The following is an 18,128-nucleotide window of genomic DNA, read 5'->3' as shown; positions in this document are numbered from 1 at the left end:
GGAGACCGATGTGGCCCGGCGACCACTCCCCCGCATTCTGACCAGCGGCAGTGCGCAGATCGCGCGCAGCCGCGAGATGGCCAGGACAGCAGCCGACAGCGCCACCGACGTGCTCCATCCACTGATCACGGTCTCCCGTGGTCTGCGGCTGCTGGCCAGGGCAGGCCGGCAGAAGTGGGCCGCCACACCCAAGGAGCGGCGCGGCCCCGCGCTGTTCCTGGTGGCGGCCTGCGTCCCGGTGGTCGCGCTCATCCCCTACGGCCCCGCCCTGGTCGTGATCACGGTGATGGCCGCGGCCGCCTGGAAAGGACGTGGCGGTGCGCCCGCGGCCGCCGGCCCCGGCGAGGCGCAGACGAAGCGGCTTCAGTCCCTTTACGACGCGCTGGTGCCGTACTTCTCCGTACCGGAGGACCCGGGCCCGCTCTTCGCCCACGGCGGCGACTGGAGCACCGCGTTCAGCGAGCACGCGTTCGACGGTGACGGACGGCTCACCCGGCTCCGGATCACGTATCCCCCTTACTTCACCGACGGCGACCCCGAGGCGCGCGCCCGGATCGAAGCGCTGCTGCACGCCAAGTCGGGGCGCGGCCGTGAGTACCTGTTCGACTGGGACGAGGAGGGCAATCAGCTCGCCCTGAGCGTCCTGCCGCCGCTCTCCACCTCCGTCGCGGCCCAGCACTTCGTCACCGTCCCCGGTGAGACGGTGCTCGGCTTCACCGACGGCGGCACGGTGCAGCGCACCGTGCCGGTCACGGACGGCGAGGACGACCGGGACGCGCCCCCGGTGATCTGGCGCACGGGTCCGCGCTCCACCGAGCCGCATCTGCTGGTGGCGGGCCAGCCGGGCAGCGGCGCCACCACACTGCTGCGCTCCCTCGCCCTCCAGGCGCTCCAGCACGGTGACGTACTGATCGTGGAGAGCGGCGGCGCGGGCGAATTCGCCTGCCTGTCGGGGCGTACGGGCGTACTGGCCGTGGAGAGCGGGCTCTCCGGCGCGCTCTCCAGCCTCGAATGGGCCGCGCACGAGACGGAGCGGCGGCTGGTCTCCGCCAACCGCGCCAAGCAGGCCGGGCACCCCGCGCCCGACGACGTCAGAAGGCCGCTGTGGATCCTGGTGGACCGGCCCACCGTCTTCAGCCATATCGCGGCCCTCGACGGGCGGCCCGACCCCCAGGAGCTGCTGCACGTACCGCTGCGGCACGGCCGGGCAGCGCAGGTGACCGTCGTCGTGGCCGATCAGCTCGAAAGCCTGGACGCGCTCGACAAGACCGTCCTGACGCACACCCGCGCCCGGGTCGTGCTCGGCCCCGCGACGCGCCCGCTGGTGGAGGCGGTGCTCGGAGCACCGCCGCACACCACGCCCACGCCGGACGTCCCGCCCGGCCGGGGCTACGCGCGGCTCGGCACGGGGCCGGTGCTCAGGCTCCAGGTCCCGGCGACGCCCGACCCGTACGACGACGCCACGAGCGAGGCGCACCGGCAGGCCGTCCGGGACCTGCTGCCCGAGCTGCACGTGCCGCTCGCGGCGGCCAAGGAGCGGGTACCGGAGGGCGAGCGGGTCCCGGTCGAGGAGCGGGTGCCGGCCGAGGGGTGACGTCAGGCGACGGACGTACGCGGTGTGTCCGTGCCGGTGCGCGCGCCCGTCTCGACCAGACGCGCGGCCGCCGCCAGCCGGACCGCCGCCTCGTCGGCCAGCGCCCCGCCCACGGTGAACGGCAGCCGTACGTACCCTTCGAACGCGCCGTCGACACCGAAGCGCGGCCCCGAGGGCACCCGCACCCCGACGCGTTCGCCGGCCTCGGCGAGGCGCGAGCCCGAGAGCCCGCCGGTCCGCACCCACAGCGTCAGGCCGCCGCGCGGTACGTCGAACTCCCACGACGGCAGCTCCCTGCGGACCGCCGCCACCAGCGCGTCGCGGTTGCCGCGCGCCTGGGCCCGGCGCAGGCCGACCGCCTCCTCCCAGCCGCCGGTCCGCATGAGCCAGTTGACGGCGAGCTGTTCGAGCACCGGGGTGCCGAGGTCGGCGTACGCGCGCGCCGCGACCAGTGAGCGGATCACGTCGGGCGCCGCACGCACCCAGCCGATCCGCATGCCCGCCCAGAACGCCTTGCTGGTGGAGCCGACCGTCACCACCGTGCTGCCTGACGGGTCGAAGGCGCAGACGGGCCCCGGCATGTCCAGGTCCGCGTCCATCCGCAGCTCGGTCATGGTCTCGTCGACCACCACCATCGTGCCCGCCGAGCGTGCCGCGTCGACGAGCTGCCGCCGCTGGTCCTCGTCGGCCAGCGCGCCCGTCGGATTGTGGAAGTCGGCGACGACGTAGGCGAGCCGGGGCGCGGCGTCGCGCAGCACCTGGCGCCAGCGGCCCAGGTCCCAGCCGGCCAGGCCCTCCGCCATGGCGACGGGCACCAGCCTGGCGCCCGTCTCACGCATCAGCTGGAGGATGTTGGCGTACGAGGGTGACTCCACCGCGATGCGCTCGCCGCGGCCCGCGAAGAGATGGCAGATCGCGTCGATCGCGCCCATCGCGCCGGTGGTGACCATGATCTGCTCCGGCATGGTCGGGATGCCGGCCCGGGTGTACCGCTCGGCGAGCTGGCGCCGGAGCGCGGGCAGCCCTGCCGGGTAGTCACCGTGGGTGTGCGCGTACGGCGGCAGCTCCTCCAGCGCGCCCTGGACGCCGCGGGTGAGCCAGGGCTCGGGGGCGGGCAGCGCGGCGGTGCCGAGGTCGATGACCGTGCCGAGCGCTTCTGGCGGCAGGGGTTCGAGCCCGCGCGCGGGCAGCGGCTTGCCCGCCGGTACGGAGGTCCAACTGCCCGCGCCCCTGCGGGATTCGAGGAACCCCTCGGCGCGCAGCGCCTCGTAGGCCGCCGCCACGGTCGTCCGGCTGACGGAGAGCGAGAGGGCCAGTTCGCGTTCGGCGGGGAGCCTGGCGGCGACCGGGACCCGCCCTTCGAGGACGAGCAGCCGGATCCCGTCGGCGAGCGCCCGGTAGGCCGGCGGCTTGCGGGTGCCGGGGCCGGCGGGCCCGGTCTGCTGGGCCTTGAGCTGCCGAGCGAGCTGGGCGGCCCCGACCGCCGAAGTCCACTGGGTCATGGAATTCAGTCCACCTTCACCGAATTGGCCATGGTTGACGTCTGTCAGCCAGCCACAGAGTGACATGCGCCAGTCCACTTTCGCCACCAGGGGGAACCACCATGTCCAGAACCGCCATGTCCCTCACCTCCGGCCTCCGGGGCATCCGTCTCCCCCGCCGCCTCGTCCAGCTGTACGCCGGTCTCGCGCTGTACGGGGCGAGTTCGGCGCTGATGGTCAGGGGCGGCCTCGGCCTCGAACCGTGGGGAGTGCTCCACCAGGGGCTCGCCGAGCTGACCGGGCTCTCGATGGGCGTGGTCTCGGTCGTGGTGGGCGCGGTCGTGCTGCTGCTGTGGATACCGCTGCGGCAGCGTCCCGGACTCGGCACGGTCTCCAACGTCTTCGCGGTCGGCGTCGCGCTGGACGCCACGCTCGCGCTGGTACCCGACGCGCACGGTCTCGTGGCCAGGACCGGCCTGCTGATCGCCGGCATCGTCCTCAACGGCGCCGCCACCGGCCTCTACATAGCGGCGCGCCTCGGGCCGGGACCGCGTGACGGCCTGATGACCGGCCTGCACCGGCTGACCGGCCGGTCGCTCCGGCTCGTCCGTACGGCGATCGAGGTCGCCGTCGTCGCCACCGGCTTCGCGCTCGGCGGCTCACTGGGGATCGGAACGGTGCTCTACGCGCTCGCGATCGGCCCGCTCGCCCAGCTCTTCCTGCGCGTCTTCGCCATCCCCGCGGCGCGGAGCGGCAGCGCGGCCGTCGCCGCCGGGTCACCGGAGCAGGCCATACTGCGCCCGTGACTTCTGGACGCCATCCCTACCTCGACCACCCGACCCCCATCCCGTTCGCCCACCGGGGCGGCGCGGCGCACGGGATCGAGAACACCGCCGCCGCCTTCCGCCGTGCGGCCGGTCTCGGGTACCGCTACTTCGAGACCGATGTGCACGCCACCGCCGACGGCCGGCTCGTCGCCTTCCACGACGCGACCCTGGACCGGGTGACCGACGCCCGGGGCCGGATCGCCGATCTGCCCTGGTCGGAGGTGAGCCGGGCCAGGGTCGGGGGCAACGAGCCGCCGCCGCTCTTCGAGGATCTGCTCGAGGAGTTCCCGGAGGCCCGCTGGAATGTCGACATCAAGGCCCTTCCCGCCCTGGTCCCGCTGGTCGAACTGATCCGCAGGACCGACAGCTGGGACCGGGTGTGCGTGGGCTCCTTCTCCGAGGCGAGAGTGCGCGCCGCGTACCGCCTCGCGGGGCCGGGGCTGGCCACGTCCTACGGCGTACGTGGCGTACTCGGCCTGCGGCTGCGCTCGTACCGGATCCCCTTCCCCGTTCGCGCGGGCGCCGTGTGCGCACAGGTTCCCGTGGAACAGAACGGCATCCGGGTGGTGGACGAGCGCTTCGTGAGGACGGCACATGCCCGGGGCCTTCAGGTCCATGTCTGGACGGTCAATGAGGCGGACCGGATCTCGGAGCTTCTGGATCTTGGCGTGGATGGCATCATGACCGATGATCTGGAGACGCTGCGCACGGTGTTCACCGAGCGGGGAGTCTGGAATTGAGGCCGCGTCACGACACGGCCCGCCCGGCTCGGGCGCTTCGTACGGGGAGAGCGGGGGGACGCGGGTGAGCGCCGGCACGGTGGACATGACCGACGGGCCGGCCGGAGCGGCGAAGGACCGGGTGCGCGAGCAGCGCGGCTGGTACTTCTACGACTTCGCGTCGTCCGTCTACTCGACGAGCGTGCTCACGGTGTTCCTGGGCCCGTATCTGACCGCGGTGGCGAAGGCGGCGGCCGACGCCGACGGCTTCGTCCATCCGCTGGGCATACCCGTGCGGGCCGGTTCGGTCTTCGCGTACTCCGTCTCGGTATCGGTCGTGGTGGCGGTGCTGCTGATGCCCCTGGCCGGCGCGGCGGCCGACCGTACCGGCAAAAAGAAGCCGCTGCTGGCCGTCGCCGCGTACGTGGGAGCCGCCGCGACCCTGGGGATGTTCTTCCTCGACGGGGAGCGCTACCTGCTCGGTGCCCTGCTGCTGATCGTGGCGAACGCCTCGCTGTCGGTCTCGATGGTCCTCTACAACGCGTTCCTGCCGCAGATAGCCGGGCCCGAGGAACGCGATGCCGTCTCTTCCCGGGGATGGGCCTTCGGATACACCTCGGGCGCCTTCGTCCTGATCCTCAATCTCATCCTCTTCACCGGTCATGATTCGTTCGGCGTCTCGGAGTCCACGGCGATCAGGATCTGCCTCGCCTCGGCCGGGCTGTGGTGGGGCGCCTTCACGCTGGTCCCCCTGCGGCGGCTGCGCGACCGCGCGGTGCCGCGCGGCGGCGAGGGAGCCGTCGGCACGGGCTGGCGCCAGCTGAGGAACACCCTCAAGGACATGCGGCGCCACCCGCTGACGCTGTCCTTCCTGCTCGCCTATCTCGTCTACAACGACGGCATACAGACGGTGATCTCCCAGGCTTCCGTCTACGGCTCCGAGGAGCTGGGCCTGGACCAGACGACACTGATCACGGCCGTGCTGCTGGTGCAGATCCTGGCGGTGGCGGGGGCGCTCGGCATGGGGCGCATGGCCAGGACGTACGGCGCGAAGCGCACCATCCTGGGCTCGCTGGCCGTCTGGACGCTGATACTCGCGGCGGGGTACTTCCTGCCCGCGGACGCGCCGGTGTGGTTCTACGGTCTCGCCGCGGCGATCGGCCTGGTACTCGGCGGCAGCCAGGCGCTGTCCCGCTCGCTGTTCTCCCATCTGGTGCCGCACGGCAAGGAGGCGGAGTACTTCTCGGCGTACGAGATGAGCGACCGCGGGCTGAGCTGGCTGGGGCCCCTGGTCTTCGGTCTCGCGTATCAGCTCACCGGCAGCTACCGGGACGCGATCATCTCGCTCGTGGTGTTCTTCGTCCTCGGATCCGTCCTGCTGGCAAGAGTGCCGATCAGACAGGCGGTCGCGGCGGCGGGCAACCCCGTACCCGCGCGGATTTAGACGTTGAAGTCAAAGGGCGGTAGTGTACGCGTTTGGCCTGACAGGGGGACCGTTCCTGCATGCCGTAGAAATGAAGACGGCGGGTGACATCTCCTGTCAGATGTGACAAACCGGGCACCGGCGGGTAACCCACCCCTTGGAAAGCAGCGGCACGACGGCGACGCAGACCCAGTACGGGAATCATTACCGCCGACCGGACGTTGACCGGATGACGACGACAGCGACACCTGTCCTGTGGGCGACAAGCCCGGGAGGCACGATTCATGAGTGAGCGAGCTCTCCGCGGCACGCGACTTGTGGTTACCAGCTACGAGACGGACCGCGGCATCGATCTGGCCCCGCGCCAGGCGGTGGAGTACGCATGCCAGAACGACCATCGATTTGAGATGCCGTTCTCGGTTGAGGCCGAAATTCCGCCGGAGTGGGAGTGCAAGGCGTGTGGCGCCCTGGCACTCCTGGTGGACGGGGATGGCCCCGAAGAGAAGAAGGGCAAGCCTGCGCGCACGCACTGGGACATGCTCATGGAGCGGCGCACACGCGAGGAACTGGAGGAGGTGCTGGCCGAACGGCTGGCAGTCCTGCGTTCCGGCGCCATGAACATCGCCGTGCACCCGCGGGACAGCCGGAAGTCCGCCTGACCGCGTAACAGCAGCACAAGAGCGACCGTAAAGCCGCGGGCTCCGACACATGAACGTATGTGGCGGAGCCCGCGGCTTTTGGCTGCGGTTTCTGACTGTGACCCGCGGCTCGCGGCTCGCGGCTGCTGGATTCCGCCGGCCGGTGACCGCCCGGCCTTCCGCCGGCGGTTCTACGGGGTGAGCGGAGGACGCGGGCCGTCGTTCCCGTCGCGGCGGGGCGGCTCGTCGTCCTTGATGACCTCGCCCTGCACCACCTTGCCGTCCTGCTGCCGCATCCGGGCCTGCTGGAAGGCATCGCCCAGCGTGCCGGGCGCGGCCCGGCGCATCCGCCGCTCCACCGACCGCTCGACGTACCGGCTGAGCATCGACCGAACGGGCGGCACGAGTAGTACCAGGCCCAGGACGTCGGTGATCAGCCCCGGCAGCATGATCAGCAGGCCGCCCAGCATCAGGAAGCCGTTGCCGGGGGTGCCGGTGCCCTCCTCGGGCGGAACGGCCGCTCCCGCCTGCTGCTGACGCTGCAAGGTCTCCGTCAGATTGCGGAAGGCACGGCGGCCCGCGCTCTTGATGACCACGGCACCGAGTACCCCAGCGCCCAGCAGCAGCACGAGCACGGCGAAGCCGCCTGCGGCCGTACCCACGAGCACCAGGAGCCAGACCTCCAGCGCCAGCCAGACGGCGATGCCCAGGGGCACGAACCTGAGGGCACGGGAACGCCTGGGAGTTGTCCCGGGGGGATGAGCTGTCGTCATACGACCAGTGTGCCTGGGCGCACGTGAAGATGACGTATGAGAACGATCAAGAGAACGAGCAGAACGAGCAGAACGGGCAAGCCGAGCGGAACGACCGGGGCGACCCGGAAGCCGGTCAGAGGTTCTTGCGTCCGAGGATCCGGTTCGTCCGGGACTCGACACCCCAGGCGGTGACCTTCCAGAGCGCTTCGACCAGGATGTCCTTGCTCATCTTGGAGTCGCCCAGCTCGCGGTCCACGAAGGTGATGGGGACCTCCACGACATGGAAGCCCGCCTCGACCGCGCGCCGGGCCAGGTCGACCTGGAAGCAGTAGCCCTGGGAGGAGACGGCGTCGAGCCCGAGACCCTCCAGGGTGGCCGCGCGGAAGGCCCGGAAACCGCCGGTCACATCGCGGATCGGCAGGCCGAGCAGGAAGCGCGAGTAGGTGGAACCCCCGCGGGAGAGCACCTCGCGGCTCTTGGGCCAGTTGACGACACGCCCGCCGGGCACCCAGCGTGAGCCGAGGACGAGATCCGCGCCCTTGAGCGCGGTCAGCAGCCGGGGCAGCTCCTCGGGCCGGTGCGAGCCGTCCGCGTCCATCTCCACGAGGACGTCGTAGCCGTGCTCGATGCCCCAGCGGAAACCCGCCAGATAGGCGGCGCCGAGCCCTTCCTTGCCGGCCCGGTGCAACACCTTGACGTGGCTGTCCCCGGCGACGAGCTCATCGGCGATGTTGCCGGTGCCGTCGGGGCTGTTGTCGTCGGCGATCAGAATGTCGGCCGCCGGGACGGCAGAGCGCACCCGGGCGACGATCGACTCGATGTTCTCGGCCTCGTTGAAGGTCGGGATGATCACCAGGGCCGCACCGAGCGCGCCGTACAGCCTCTGACCATCGTCGTTCACTACTGCCCCTTAGTCGCCCTACGCCGGTGCCCCACCCTATCGAGCGCGCGGCGGGCCGTGGCCCACTCGGTGGCGGGGCGTCGGACGAAAAGGCCGTGACGGAAAAAAGGGGAGATGTGCGGGGATGCCACAGATCGGGACCCGGCGTCCTTCGGGCCGACCTGGGACCCGCTGGCTGCGGGTCGACCGAAAGCCGTTGTCTACTGAACGCCGGGCCCCGCCCGGGTCGCACCTGTCGGCCGGCTGGAACTCTCCCCTCCCACCCCCGGAACGCGGGTGCTGGACCTGGCTCCCAGTGGTGGTGCGCCGGTGCGACACACCACCCCGTGGCCCAGCGGCGTTCGGCGGCCGCTCGGAGGTTGCCGGACGGACGTCCTGCGGTGGACTCGGCCGAACCTACCCGCCCGTGGCGGCTTGATGTCAACATTCGTTCCACCTGCGTTCATGTTCCGAAAGGGCAGGTCAGGACGAAGAGCCGCAGGTCGCGACCGAGGCCGGGAAACATCGGGCGGGCGGTACGAAATGTCCCTACGTCACTCTTTCGGTCCCACGTACACCGTGCGACCGCCGACGACGGTCCGCAGACATTCGGGCAGCGGGCGGCCCGGCGTGAGATCCGGCAGACCCGGCGTTCCCGAGCGCGGGTCGGTGGACCAGCGGGCCACCCGGTCGTCCGGCGCCTGGACCACCAGCTCCTCGGTCCGCCAGAGGGCGTAGTCGGCCGGCGCGCCCGGGACGAGCGTCCCGGCGTCGTCGCGGCCGACCGCACGCCAGCCGCCCCGCGTGTGGGCCGTGAAGGCGGCGCGTACGGAGATCCGGTGCGCGGGGGTGCGGTGGAAGGCGGCGGCCCGGACGGTGCCCCACGGGTCGAGCGGGGTGACGGGGCTGTCGGACCCGAGGGCCAGCGGAACACCCGCGCGCAGCAGCCCGGCGTACGGGTTGAGGGTGCGGGCGCGCTCGACGCCGAGCCGCTGGGCGTACATGCCCTCGTCGCCGCCCCAGGCCGCGTCGAAGGCGGGCTGCACGGAGGCGGTGAGGCCGAGTTCGGCGAAGGCGGCGACCGTCTCGGGGGTCAGCATCTCCGCGTGCTCGACGCGGTGCCTGGCGGCCCTGACGCGGGCCGGGCCGAGTTGTTCGGCGGCGGCCCGTACGCCGTCGGCCACCGCGGCGATCGCTGCGTCTCCGATGGCGTGGAAGCCGGCCTGGAGACCGGCCTCCGTGCAGGCCGTGACGTGTGCGGCGATGGCGGCGGCGTCCAGCTGGGCGGTGCCGGTGTGGGCGGCGTCGGCGTACGGGTCGAGCAGCTGGGCGGTGTGCGAGCCGAGGGAGCCGTCCACGAAGAGATCACCCGCGGCGCCGAGCGCGCCCAGCTCACGGACGCGCCGCGCGCCCTTCTCGTCGGTGATGTGCTCGGCCCAGTACCCGTGGATCCGGGGTCCCGGCTCCCGCTCGGCCAGTTCGAGCAGTGCGGTGAAGTCCTCCTCGTCGGAGATCTCCGGACCGCCGCATTCGTGGAGGCTGCCGATACCCAGCGAGGCGGCCCGCCGGCGCGTGGCGCGCTGCGCCTCCGCGCGCTGCCGCGGGGTCACGGCGGCGTGCGCGGCGGCGCGTACGGCGTGGTGGGCATCGGCGGTCAGCGGGGCGTCCTGCCGGTAGCCGGTGAGCCCGGTGACACCGGGGACCAGATCGAGCAGGGCGGTGGTGACGACCGCCGAGTGGACGTCGATCCGGGTCAGGTAGAGCGGCCGGCCGCCCGCCGCCTCGTCGAGTTCGTTACGGGAGGGGTGCCGCCGCTCGGGCCAGCGTGCCGCGTCCCAGCCGTGCCCGAGGAGGATCCGGTCGCCCGGGTGCGCGGCGCTGTGGGCCCGCACGAGGGCGAGGGCGTCGGGCAGGCTCCCGGCGCCGGACAGATCGAGGCCGGTGAGGGCCAGGCCCGTCGCGGTGCTGTGTACGTGGGCGTCGGTGAACGCCGGGGTGACGAGGGCGCCCTGGAGGTCGACCACCTCCTCGACACCGGCGGCGAACGCGTCCGCGGCCCCCTCGGAGCCCACCCAGGCGACATGGCCGCGTTCGACGACCATCGCGGTGGCGAAGGGGTCGGCGGGGCTGTGGACTTCTCCACCGCGCAGCAGCACGGTGCGGTGTTCGCTCTGGGGGGCGGTGCTCTCGGTCATGCCCCCCAGTCTCCCGCCTGCGGGAACGCGCCGGACGCGCGGGGCCGGGACCGCCGGCGGCCGGGACGGGAGGTTCACCCCGGCGGAAAGTACCCGTGAGCGGCCCGTACCCGCGACATCCGGGCATGTCGGGGCCTGCCGGACGGCGGTCCGGGAGGCGGAGACGCCCCGGAAGAATCCCCTAAAGGGACGGCGGCCGGGACTCGTACGGGGTGGAGAGGACCACCGTCGTACGGGTCGAGACGCCCGCCAGGGAGCGGATGCGGGTCAACAGGTGCTCCAGCTCCAGCGGGGCCGCGACCCGGACCTTGAGGATGTAGTTCTCGTCGCCCGCCACGCTGTGGCACGCCTCGATCTCCGGGACCCCCGAGAGCCGCTCCGCGATGTCGTCGGCGGCGCTGGGGTCGAAGGGCTTCACCGAGATGAACGCGGTCAGCGGCAGGCCGACCGCCTCCGGGTCCACCACCGCGGCGTAGCCCCGGATGACTCCGCGCTGCTCCAGCCGCCGTACCCGCTGATGCACCGCCGACGTGGACAGGCCGGTGGCCTTGCCCAGGTCGGTGTAGCTCATCCGGCCGTCCTTGACGAGCAATTCCACGATCTGACGATCCAACTCCTCCATGCGGATCAACCTATGGCCCCGGTGGCCTTCCGGCACAGTCGGCGGCGATGCGGCCCGGGACGTGCGCCCGTCATGTGACGAACACCACAGCATCCTGGCGGGGTCCGCCGGGGCCGCACGGTTACCGCGCACGCACGGAGGGAACTGTTCGCTGTGGTCGAGACCACAAGTGCCTGGTCGGCCCACCCGAGGGGGAATGTCTCCATGCAAAACCTGAAGTCCACCGGACACGCCGGACCGGAGTCCGCCGATCTCGCCGATCCGGACGAAACCGACTCGTACGACACCTTCGAGATGTACCGGGTCATCTGCCCGCACTGCGCGCAGCCCATCGCGCTGCTGGCGGACGAGAACGTGCTTCCTGAGCACGCACTGTGCCCGACTCCGTGGAATCCCTTCGTCCTTTCGGTGTGCGCGGGCACAGGCCGCCCGGCGTCGGACGCCAGGCCCGCCGACGAGTCGTCGAAGGCCCAGGAGCAGGACACCGCGCTCCTGCTGACACTCCCTCAGGGGCTCGACTGGCGGACGCAGCCGTTCTCGCACGTCGGCGGTCAGGGCTCGCGTCCGGTCAAGATGGCGCGCGTGCGGCGCCACGCGGCCTGAGCGCACGCTCCAGGAATTCCGCACTCCCGCATCCGGAACCCCCGCACCATGACCGCGTGTTCGGCATGGTGGGGGTTCAGGCTGCCTCCGCGCGTGAGGCCGTCTCCGTGAGGCAAGCCGTCCGGCGGGGCAGGCCGTCCACACGGGGCGGGCCGTCCTCGTGCGCGAGGCCGTCTCCGGCGGGTCAGCGGGTCTCGGCTCCCACCAGGTGTCTGGCGATCACCATGCGCTGGATCTGGTTGGTTCCCTCGACGATCTGCAACACCTTCGCCTCGCGCATGTAGCGCTCCACCGGGAAGTCGGCGGTGTAGCCGTAGCCGCCGAGGACCTGCACGGCGTCCGTGGTCACACCCATCGCCGCGTCGGTGCAGAACAGCTTTGCCATGGCGGCCTGTTGGGAGAACGGCAGGCCCGCGTCCCGCAGCCGCGCCGCGGACAGGTAGAGCGCGCGTCCCGCCGCGACGCGGGTGGCCATGTCGGCGAGCAGGAAGCGCAGCCCCTGGAAGTCCGCGATGGGCCTGCCGAATTGCTGACGGTCCGTCGCGTAGCGGACGGCTTCGTCCAGGGCCGCCTGCGCGAGGCCGACGGCGCAGGCCGCGATGCCGAGGCGGCCCGAGTCGAGCGCGGACAGTGCGATGGCGAAGCCCTGCCCCTCGTCACCGATGCGGCGCGCGTCGGCCACCCGTACGCCGTCGAAGTGGAGTTGGGCGGTGGGCGAGCCCTTCATGCCCATCTTCTTCTCCGGCGCGGCCGCGCTCAGGCCCTCGGCGTCACCGGGGACGAGGAACGCCGTGATGCCCCGCGCTCCCTCAACTCCCGTGCGGGCCAGCACCGTACAGAAATCCGCGATGCCGCCGTGGGTGATCCAGGACTTGGTGCCAGTGATGATCCAGTCGTCGCCGTCCCGTACGGCCCTCGTACGCAGCGAGGCGGCGTCGGAGCCGGAGGCGGGCTCGGAAAGGCAGTAGGCGCCGAGGAGTTCGCCGCCCAGCATGGCGGGGAGGTGATCGGTCCGCTGCTGCTTGGTGCCGTAGCCGGCGAGCGCGTGGCAGGCGAGGGAGTGGACACTGACGCCGAGACCGACGGTGAGCCGGGCCGAGGCCAGTTCCTCGAGCACCTGGAGGTAGACCTCGTACGGCTGGTCGCCACCGCCGTGGGCGGAGTCGTACGGAAGGCCGAGGAGGCCGGATCTGGAGAGAACGGAGAAGAGCGCGCGCGGGAAGTGGCCCGCGTCCTCCTCCTCGGCCGCGGCGGGGATGATCTCCCGCTGGGCGATGTCGCGCACGAGCGCGATGAGATCCCGGGACTCCTCGGTGGGCAGGTGACGTTCCACGGGCTGCGGGGCGCTGTCGGGCATGTCGGCGCTCTCCTCCTTTTCGGGGCGCTACGGCGGTCGCTCGCGGGGTGGGGCGGCGGCGCCGACTGAGATCCGGGGACTGCCCCCGGACGGAGGTCCTCCTCAACCGATGCCGCCCTCCCGGATCGCGGGCGCGGCGGACCAGCGGTTGTGGCGCGTTGAGTATGCCCGATCGGCAGCCTTACGTCACGGATGGACGGTTCCCGTCCGGTACGACTTCAGTTCGCCCTCTCCCCCGCTCGTGTCACGGCCCGACGAGGAGCGCGGTCCGGCTTCGCCGCCGCCCGTATCACGACCCGGCGGGGCGTGGTCCCGCTTCGCCGCCCGGAAGTTGGTCCACACCATTGACCCACTGGTCTAGTCCTTCTAACGTCCTCCTCAGCACCTACCGCGTTCGTCCCCAGCAAGCGGTTGCGCGCTTCTCCCCTCACCTTTCTTCCTGTCTTCCTCCCCCACGAGGAGTCCTCATGCTCAGACCCCACCGCCCCGGCACCCGTCTCCGGGTGCTGCTCGCGACCGCGTGCACCGCCGCGCTCGGCGTCACGCTGCTCGCCGGAGCCGGCACCGCCGCCGCCCGCGAGGACAGCACCGCGGGCGCCGCGAAGGCCGCGTCCGTGACCGCTCCCGCCGCACCGGCGGCCGCGGGAGGCAAGGTCGTCGGTTACTTCACCGACTGGGGCGTCTACGACCGGAATTACCACGTCAAGAACATCGAGACGTCCGGCTCCGCCGACAAGCTGACGCACATCAACTACGCCTTCGGCAATGTGACCGGCGGCAAGTGCGCGATCGGCGACGCCTACGCCGATTACCAGAAGACGTACACCGCCGACCAGAGCGTGGACGGCACCGCCGACACCTGGGACCAGCCGGTGGCGGGCAGCTTCAACCAGCTGCGCGAGCTGAAGAAGCTCCACCCGGGCCTCAAGGTCCTCTGGTCCTTCGGCGGCTGGTCCTGGTCCGGCGGCTTCGGCGAGGCGGCCCGTAACCCGGCGGCGTTCGCCCAGTCCTGCCACGACCTGGTCGAGGACCCGCGCTGGGCCGACGTCTTCGACGGCATCGATGTCGACTGGGAGTACCCCAACGACTGCGGCCTGACCTGCGACACCAGTGGGCCCGACGCCTTCAAGAACCTCGTGTCCGCGCTCCGCACCTCGTTCGGGTCCGATCTCGTGACGGCCGCGATCACCGCCGACGGCTCCGACGGCGGCAAGATCGACTCGACGGACTACGCGGGCGCCGCACAGTACCTCGACTGGTACAACCCGATGACGTACGACTTCTTCGGCGCCTTCGACGCACAGGGCCCGACCGCCCCGCACTCGCCGCTCACGTCCTACGAGGGCATTCCGACGGAGGGCTTCAACTCCGACGCGGCCATCACCAAGCTCAAGGGCCTCGGCATTCCGGCGGAGAAGCTGCTGCTCGGCATCGGTTTCTACGGACGCGGCTGGACCGGCGTCACCCAGGCGGAGCCCGGCGGTACGGCGACGGGCGCGGCGCCCGGCACGTACGAGGCGGGCATCGAGGACTACAAGGTCCTGAAGACGTCGTGCCCGGCCAACGGCACGGTCGCCGGCACCGCGTACGCCTTCTGCGGCAACCAGTGGTGGAGCTACGACACCCCCGCCACCATCGCGGGCAAGATGGACTACAAGAACCAGCAGGGCCTGGGGGGCACGTTCCTCTGGGAGCTGAGCGGCGACACCTCGAACGGTGAGCTGATCAACGCCATCGACTGAGTCCGCGAGGGAGCTCCGGCACGCACTCTCAAAAGGGCACCGGCACGGAAACAGGCCGTACGGGCCGGGGTTCGACGCCTCCGGCCCGCACGGCCACCGTCGGGCCGGCCGGCACCCGACTCACTGCCCGGGAGGCGTGTCCGCCGGACGCGGCTCCGGATCCGTACCGTCCAGGCCGGTGCAAGGCCGCCAGGCGAGGTCCGGTGGCGGGGCCTGGCATTCGGGGGCGAATTCCTCGATGGTGCTCAGCGTGTGACGCAGCATCCGCACCAGCAGATCGCGCGGAATCTCCAGCGGCAGTTCTTCCCGGTGGGCCAGCCATTCGAGCGTGAGCCATTCGACGCTGCTGAGCCAGCCGAGAAGCGCGAGCCGGGCGATCGGCGGAATGTCCGCGGTGCCGTACGCGCCGTCGGCGAGCGTCGAGACGAGTCCGGTACGCACGGCGTCGCGAATGGCCTGGACCTGGGTGTCGAAGCCGACTCCGCCGGTGATGATGGTGCGGTACGCCGCCTCGTTGTCCTGGGCGAAGCGGAGATACGCCTCGACCGTGCGCTGGATCCGCTGGGTGCGCGGCAGTTCACCGCTGGCCGAGGCGAGCACGACGAGTTCGCCCACGGAGTCCTCGATAATGGCGAGGTAATAGCCGCGTTTGTTCTTGAAGTAGTAATAGATCAGGCCCTTGGCGACCCCGGCGTGCCTGGCGATGTCGTCCATCGACAAAGCGTCGTAGGACGTGTCTGAGAACAACTTCCTACCGGTTGCGATGAGTTCGGACCGCCGCAACTGGGAGCGTACGGACGGGCCGCGCTGCTGGCTACGATTCAATTCGCGTCCTGCCCTCCGGCTGCCACAGAATTTAGGCAGTATGGCAGAGACGCCTCAAGGTGTTTCCGCCGGTAGCCCCAGGTTGGAGCGGACGCCGGAACGCCGGACTCTCCCGCGCCTCCGCCGCGCCCCGGGCCCGGAGCACGGCGGAGTGGTCACCCGCGGGACGTCAGAGCAGACCGAACGACCTCAGCGCGCGGCGCTGCCCGGCGTCGGGCTCGGCCGGCCAGTAGACGTAACACACACCTCCGGTGCCGGAGACCACCGCACCCGACGCGTTGTGCCGCTTGGTGCGCAGCCAGACCGTCTCCCACTCCGCGCGGCGGTAGACCCGGCGCACGGCCGCGTCGTCGGCCGAGGCCGGGTCGTTGGCGATGACGTCCCCGGCCTCCGTGAAGCCGATCACCGTCATCAGATGGCCCGCCGTGCCGTAACCGGCGCCCGTCAGCTCCTCCTTGAGGAAGGACTGCGAGGTGATGACCGGGATACCGGCGCGGACCAGGGTCTCCACGTCCGTGAGCGAGCCGAGCCGGGTGACGGCCGAACTCATGACCCGGTACGTCGCGGCGTACGCGGCGTTGAACGGCCAGTTGCCGCAGCCCTCGTACTGGTAGTCGTACGTGTACCGGGCCGCCTGGCAGACCTGTGGGTCCGCGTAGTCCGGGTTCACCCAGGCCAGGTCCTCGGCGGAGGGACCGCGCCCCCAGTACTGGATGATCATCGCCGACGAGGTGGGGCTGCACCAGGCCTCGCCGCCCCCGTTGTACTGCGGGTACTGCCCGGCGTGGACATCCTGCGAGAAACGCGGCACGGCCAGCTCCCGCGCGAGCCCCGGCTCCGAGGCGGGCACGGTGAACCGGTCGGGGATGTCCGAGGCGATCGCGCCGACCCGGTGGACCACGGGCGTCAGCCGGGTGTCCGGCCTGCGGAAGAGCGTGAGCCGCAGCTGGTACGACGCCAGTCGCAGCCCGCTCGCCGCGTCGTCCACCGCGAAGGTGTCCGTCGAGACACTGCTGCGGCCGTCGCCCTGACCGTCGACGGAGGTGCGGCGGATGTCGTCCTCGCCGTCCCCCGAGGTCCAGCGGCCCAGCACGTACCACGGCACCTCCGTGCCGTCGGAGTAGCGGCCGCCCAGTTCGACCTGGAGCCAGGTGCCCGACGGGGTGTGGGCGTTCCAGGAGGCGATGACCTCGGTGGCGGGGACGCGCGGGCGGTGGACGGGCGAGGTCCAGGTGCCGTACTCCCACGCCGCGCTCCTGCCGGTGTGCGGATCCGCGTAGTCGACGCGTCCCGTCGGCGTCGCGATGACCAGTCCGTGTCTGCCGCCGGCGACGGCCTGGGTGCCGTAGGCGGTGCCGGCCCGCCAGTCGTCGTACGAGGCCCAGAATCGGTTGTCCACGAGAGGCGTCCCTGAGTGGTCCCTGCCCTCGTCCGCGCCGCCGCCGGCATGGTCGGGGGCCGGTGGGGCGGCGGCGGCCGGGACGGCGGAGGCCGCACCGGCGCCCGCGGCGGCCGCGAGCGCGGCGGCGAGAACGGTTCGGCGAGAAGTAGGTCTGGTCATGAGACCCCCGGTCGGAAGCGGAAGGACGACGTAGCAGAAGGACGACTTGGCGGGAACCGCGACGGGCGGAACGGCGACTGCTCGACAAGTGGTGGTCAACTATTGCGGTTCGCGGCGGCATTCGGCCAGACATCCGGGCCGCGTCGTCCAAGCAATATTGGTCTCGACCACTGACGTGACCTGCGGCGCCGTCCGGGCGGCCGTGCTCGTAGGCTGGGGCGGATGGACGATCTGACAGAGGTGACCGCGACCCTGCGTACTCTGCCGCCCTCCTGCGGCCCGGTGCGGCTCGTCGCGGTCGACGGCCACGCGGGCTCGGGCAAGAGCACCTTCGCGGCGCGGCTGGCGGAGGCGCTCGGCGGCGCGCCCGTCCTGCACCTCGACGACCTGGCGACGCACGAGCAACTGTTCGACTGGACCGGGCGGCTGGCGGCGCAGGTCACCGGTCCGCTCGCACGCGGCGAGAGCGCGAAGTACGCACCGTACGACTGGACGCTGCGGCGCTTCGGCGCGCCGCGCACACTGGAGCCCGCCCCGGTCGTCCTCGTCGAGGGTGTGGGGGCAGGGCGCCGGGCGGTGCGGCCGCTGCTCGCCCGGCTTCTCTGGATGGAGCGCGGCGCCGACGAGTCGTGGGAGCGGGGGCGGCGGCGGGACGGGCCCGGGCAGTCCGTCTTCTGGGACGGCTGGACGGCCGCCGAGACCAGGCACTTCGCCGGGGACCCGTCCCGTCCTTTCGCGGACGCCCTGGTGCGCGAGGTGCCGGAGGGGTACGTCATGCTCGCGGGACCCGGATCCGGCAGCACCAGCGATCCGGCCAATTACCCGGAGTGATCAGCCCTCACCACCATACCGAGCAATCGGAAATCAGCCTCGCGGCCGCCTCACCGCCGCTTGACCGGGGGCCCG

At 71.6% G+C, this 18,128-nt stretch carries 15 protein-coding genes and 1 pseudogene; 8 read left to right on the top strand and 8 right to left on the bottom strand.

From position 1 onward, the window contains the following. Positions 1-10 precede the first annotated feature (10 nt). Positions 11-1,594, top strand: coding sequence for a hypothetical protein (locus ACIP6N_RS18425; protein WP_401816790.1), 1,584 nt, complete (start codon positions 11-13; stop codon positions 1,592-1,594). Between the two features lie 2 nt (positions 1,595-1,596). Here ACIP6N_RS18425 and ACIP6N_RS18420 read toward each other — a convergent pair whose 3' ends face one another. Next, positions 1,597-3,096: a PLP-dependent aminotransferase family protein gene (locus ACIP6N_RS18420; RefSeq protein ID WP_401816789.1), complete on the bottom strand. Its 1,500-nt coding sequence runs from the start codon at positions 3,094-3,096 to the stop codon at positions 1,597-1,599. A 116-nt stretch (positions 3,097-3,212) separates the two neighbouring features. On the opposite strand from ACIP6N_RS18420, the gene ACIP6N_RS18415 reads away from it, so the two are divergent. The 4 genes from ACIP6N_RS18415 (at position 3,213) to ACIP6N_RS18400 (ending at position 6,703) form a co-directional block, all read left to right on the top strand. Continuing rightward, on the top strand, positions 3,213-3,881 hold the full coding sequence (locus tag ACIP6N_RS18415; RefSeq protein WP_401816890.1) for a YitT family protein: 669 nt from the start codon (positions 3,213-3,215) through the stop codon (positions 3,879-3,881). After that, positions 3,878-4,642 carry a glycerophosphodiester phosphodiesterase gene (locus tag ACIP6N_RS18410; RefSeq protein ID WP_401816787.1) on the top strand — a complete coding sequence of 255 codons (765 nt, stop codon included), beginning with the start codon at positions 3,878-3,880 and terminating at the stop codon, positions 4,640-4,642. Before ACIP6N_RS18415 ends, ACIP6N_RS18410 begins: the two co-directional genes overlap by 4 nt. An 85-nt stretch (positions 4,643-4,727) precedes the next feature. Continuing rightward, the gene (locus tag ACIP6N_RS18405) at positions 4,728-6,065 is read left to right on the top strand and encodes an MFS transporter (RefSeq protein WP_401816889.1); all 1,338 of its coding nucleotides are present in this window, start codon (positions 4,728-4,730) and stop codon (positions 6,063-6,065) included. A gap of 263 nt (positions 6,066-6,328) precedes the next feature. Continuing rightward, the gene (locus ACIP6N_RS18400; protein ID WP_401816786.1) at positions 6,329-6,703 is read left to right on the top strand and encodes an RNA polymerase-binding protein RbpA; all 375 of its coding nucleotides are present in this window, start codon (positions 6,329-6,331) and stop codon (positions 6,701-6,703) included. Between the two features lie 170 nt (positions 6,704-6,873). Here ACIP6N_RS18400 and fxsA read toward each other — a convergent pair whose 3' ends face one another. From fxsA to ACIP6N_RS18380, 4 genes are all read right to left on the bottom strand, one after another. After that, entirely contained in the window at positions 6,874-7,455 is a 582-nt protein-coding gene (gene fxsA / locus ACIP6N_RS18395; protein ID WP_401816785.1) for an FxsA family membrane protein, read from the bottom strand. A 115-nt stretch (positions 7,456-7,570) separates the two neighbouring features. Beyond that, positions 7,571-8,338, bottom strand: a complete 768-nt coding sequence (locus ACIP6N_RS18390) for a polyprenol monophosphomannose synthase (protein WP_401816783.1) — start codon at positions 8,336-8,338, stop codon at positions 7,571-7,573. Between the two features lie 533 nt (positions 8,339-8,871). Beyond that, positions 8,872-10,512 (bottom strand): amidohydrolase, encoded by a 1,641-nt coding sequence (locus ACIP6N_RS18385; RefSeq protein WP_401816782.1) that lies wholly within the window; start codon positions 10,510-10,512, stop codon positions 8,872-8,874. Positions 10,513-10,693: 181 nt separating this feature from the next. Continuing rightward, positions 10,694-11,134 (bottom strand): Lrp/AsnC family transcriptional regulator, encoded by a 441-nt coding sequence (locus ACIP6N_RS18380; RefSeq protein WP_401816780.1) that lies wholly within the window; start codon positions 11,132-11,134, stop codon positions 10,694-10,696. Between the two features lie 204 nt (positions 11,135-11,338). Between ACIP6N_RS18380 and ACIP6N_RS18375 the strand changes: the two genes are divergently transcribed. Beyond that, on the top strand, positions 11,339-11,737 hold the full coding sequence (locus ACIP6N_RS18375; RefSeq protein WP_401816779.1) for a hypothetical protein: 399 nt from the start codon (positions 11,339-11,341) through the stop codon (positions 11,735-11,737). 184 nt (positions 11,738-11,921) lie between these two features. On the opposite strand, the gene ACIP6N_RS18370 is transcribed toward ACIP6N_RS18375, so the two are convergent. Beyond that, positions 11,922-13,094 carry an acyl-CoA dehydrogenase family protein gene (locus ACIP6N_RS18370; RefSeq protein WP_401816777.1) on the bottom strand — a complete coding sequence of 391 codons (1,173 nt, stop codon included), beginning with the start codon at positions 13,092-13,094 and terminating at the stop codon, positions 11,922-11,924. Between the two features lie 467 nt (positions 13,095-13,561). Here ACIP6N_RS18370 and ACIP6N_RS18365 point away from each other — a divergent pair, with 467 nt between their 5' ends. After that, complete coding sequence (locus ACIP6N_RS18365; RefSeq protein WP_401816775.1) at positions 13,562-14,836, top strand: glycoside hydrolase family 18 protein; 1,275 nt, start codon at positions 13,562-13,564, stop codon at positions 14,834-14,836. Between the two features lie 120 nt (positions 14,837-14,956). On the opposite strand, the gene ACIP6N_RS18360 is transcribed toward ACIP6N_RS18365, so the two are convergent. Beyond that, positions 14,957-15,661 carry a TetR/AcrR family transcriptional regulator gene (locus tag ACIP6N_RS18360; RefSeq protein ID WP_401816773.1) on the bottom strand — a complete coding sequence of 235 codons (705 nt, stop codon included), beginning with the start codon at positions 15,659-15,661 and terminating at the stop codon, positions 14,957-14,959. A 169-nt stretch (positions 15,662-15,830) separates the two neighbouring features. Next, positions 15,831-17,222 (bottom strand): peptidase C39 family protein, encoded by a 1,392-nt coding sequence (locus ACIP6N_RS18355; protein WP_401816771.1) that lies wholly within the window; start codon positions 17,220-17,222, stop codon positions 15,831-15,833. 222 nt (positions 17,223-17,444) lie between these two features. Between ACIP6N_RS18355 and ACIP6N_RS18350 the strand changes: the two are divergent. Further along, positions 17,445-18,117: pseudogene (locus tag ACIP6N_RS18350) on the top strand (uridine kinase). Positions 18,118-18,128: the final 11 nt, after the last annotated feature.

The organism is Streptomyces sp. NPDC088725 (genome assembly GCF_044751305.1).
Taxonomy (GTDB): domain Bacteria; phylum Actinomycetota; class Actinomycetes; order Streptomycetales; family Streptomycetaceae; genus Streptomyces.
This window is presented reverse-complemented; position numbering and strand designations above follow the sequence as displayed.

What these genes read in the sequence shown, in the direction of transcription:
- ACIP6N_RS18355 (WP_401816771.1), bottom strand. Translation starts at nt 17,222, where the DNA reads ATGACCAGACCTACTTCTCGCCGAACCGTTCTCGCCGCCGCGCTCGCG.
- ACIP6N_RS18400 (WP_401816786.1), top strand. Translation starts at nt 6,329, where the DNA reads ATGAGTGAGCGAGCTCTCCGCGGCACGCGACTTGTGGTTACCAGCTAC.
- ACIP6N_RS18365 (WP_401816775.1), top strand. Translation starts at nt 13,562, where the DNA reads ATGCTCAGACCCCACCGCCCCGGCACCCGTCTCCGGGTGCTGCTCGCG.
- ACIP6N_RS18415 (WP_401816890.1), top strand. Translation starts at nt 3,213, where the DNA reads ATGTCCCTCACCTCCGGCCTCCGGGGCATCCGTCTCCCCCGCCGCCTC.
- ACIP6N_RS18380 (WP_401816780.1), bottom strand. Translation starts at nt 11,134, where the DNA reads ATGGAGGAGTTGGATCGTCAGATCGTGGAATTGCTCGTCAAGGACGGC.
- ACIP6N_RS18370 (WP_401816777.1), bottom strand. Translation starts at nt 13,094, where the DNA reads ATGCCCGACAGCGCCCCGCAGCCCGTGGAACGTCACCTGCCCACCGAG.
- ACIP6N_RS18405 (WP_401816889.1), top strand. Translation starts at nt 4,728, where the DNA reads ATGACCGACGGGCCGGCCGGAGCGGCGAAGGACCGGGTGCGCGAGCAG.
- ACIP6N_RS18385 (WP_401816782.1), bottom strand. Translation starts at nt 10,512, where the DNA reads ATGACCGAGAGCACCGCCCCCCAGAGCGAACACCGCACCGTGCTGCTG.
- fxsA (WP_401816785.1), bottom strand. Translation starts at nt 7,455, where the DNA reads ATGACGACAGCTCATCCCCCCGGGACAACTCCCAGGCGTTCCCGTGCC.
- ACIP6N_RS18375 (WP_401816779.1), top strand. Translation starts at nt 11,339, where the DNA reads ATGCAAAACCTGAAGTCCACCGGACACGCCGGACCGGAGTCCGCCGAT.
- ACIP6N_RS18420 (WP_401816789.1), bottom strand. Translation starts at nt 3,096, where the DNA reads ATGACCCAGTGGACTTCGGCGGTCGGGGCCGCCCAGCTCGCTCGGCAG.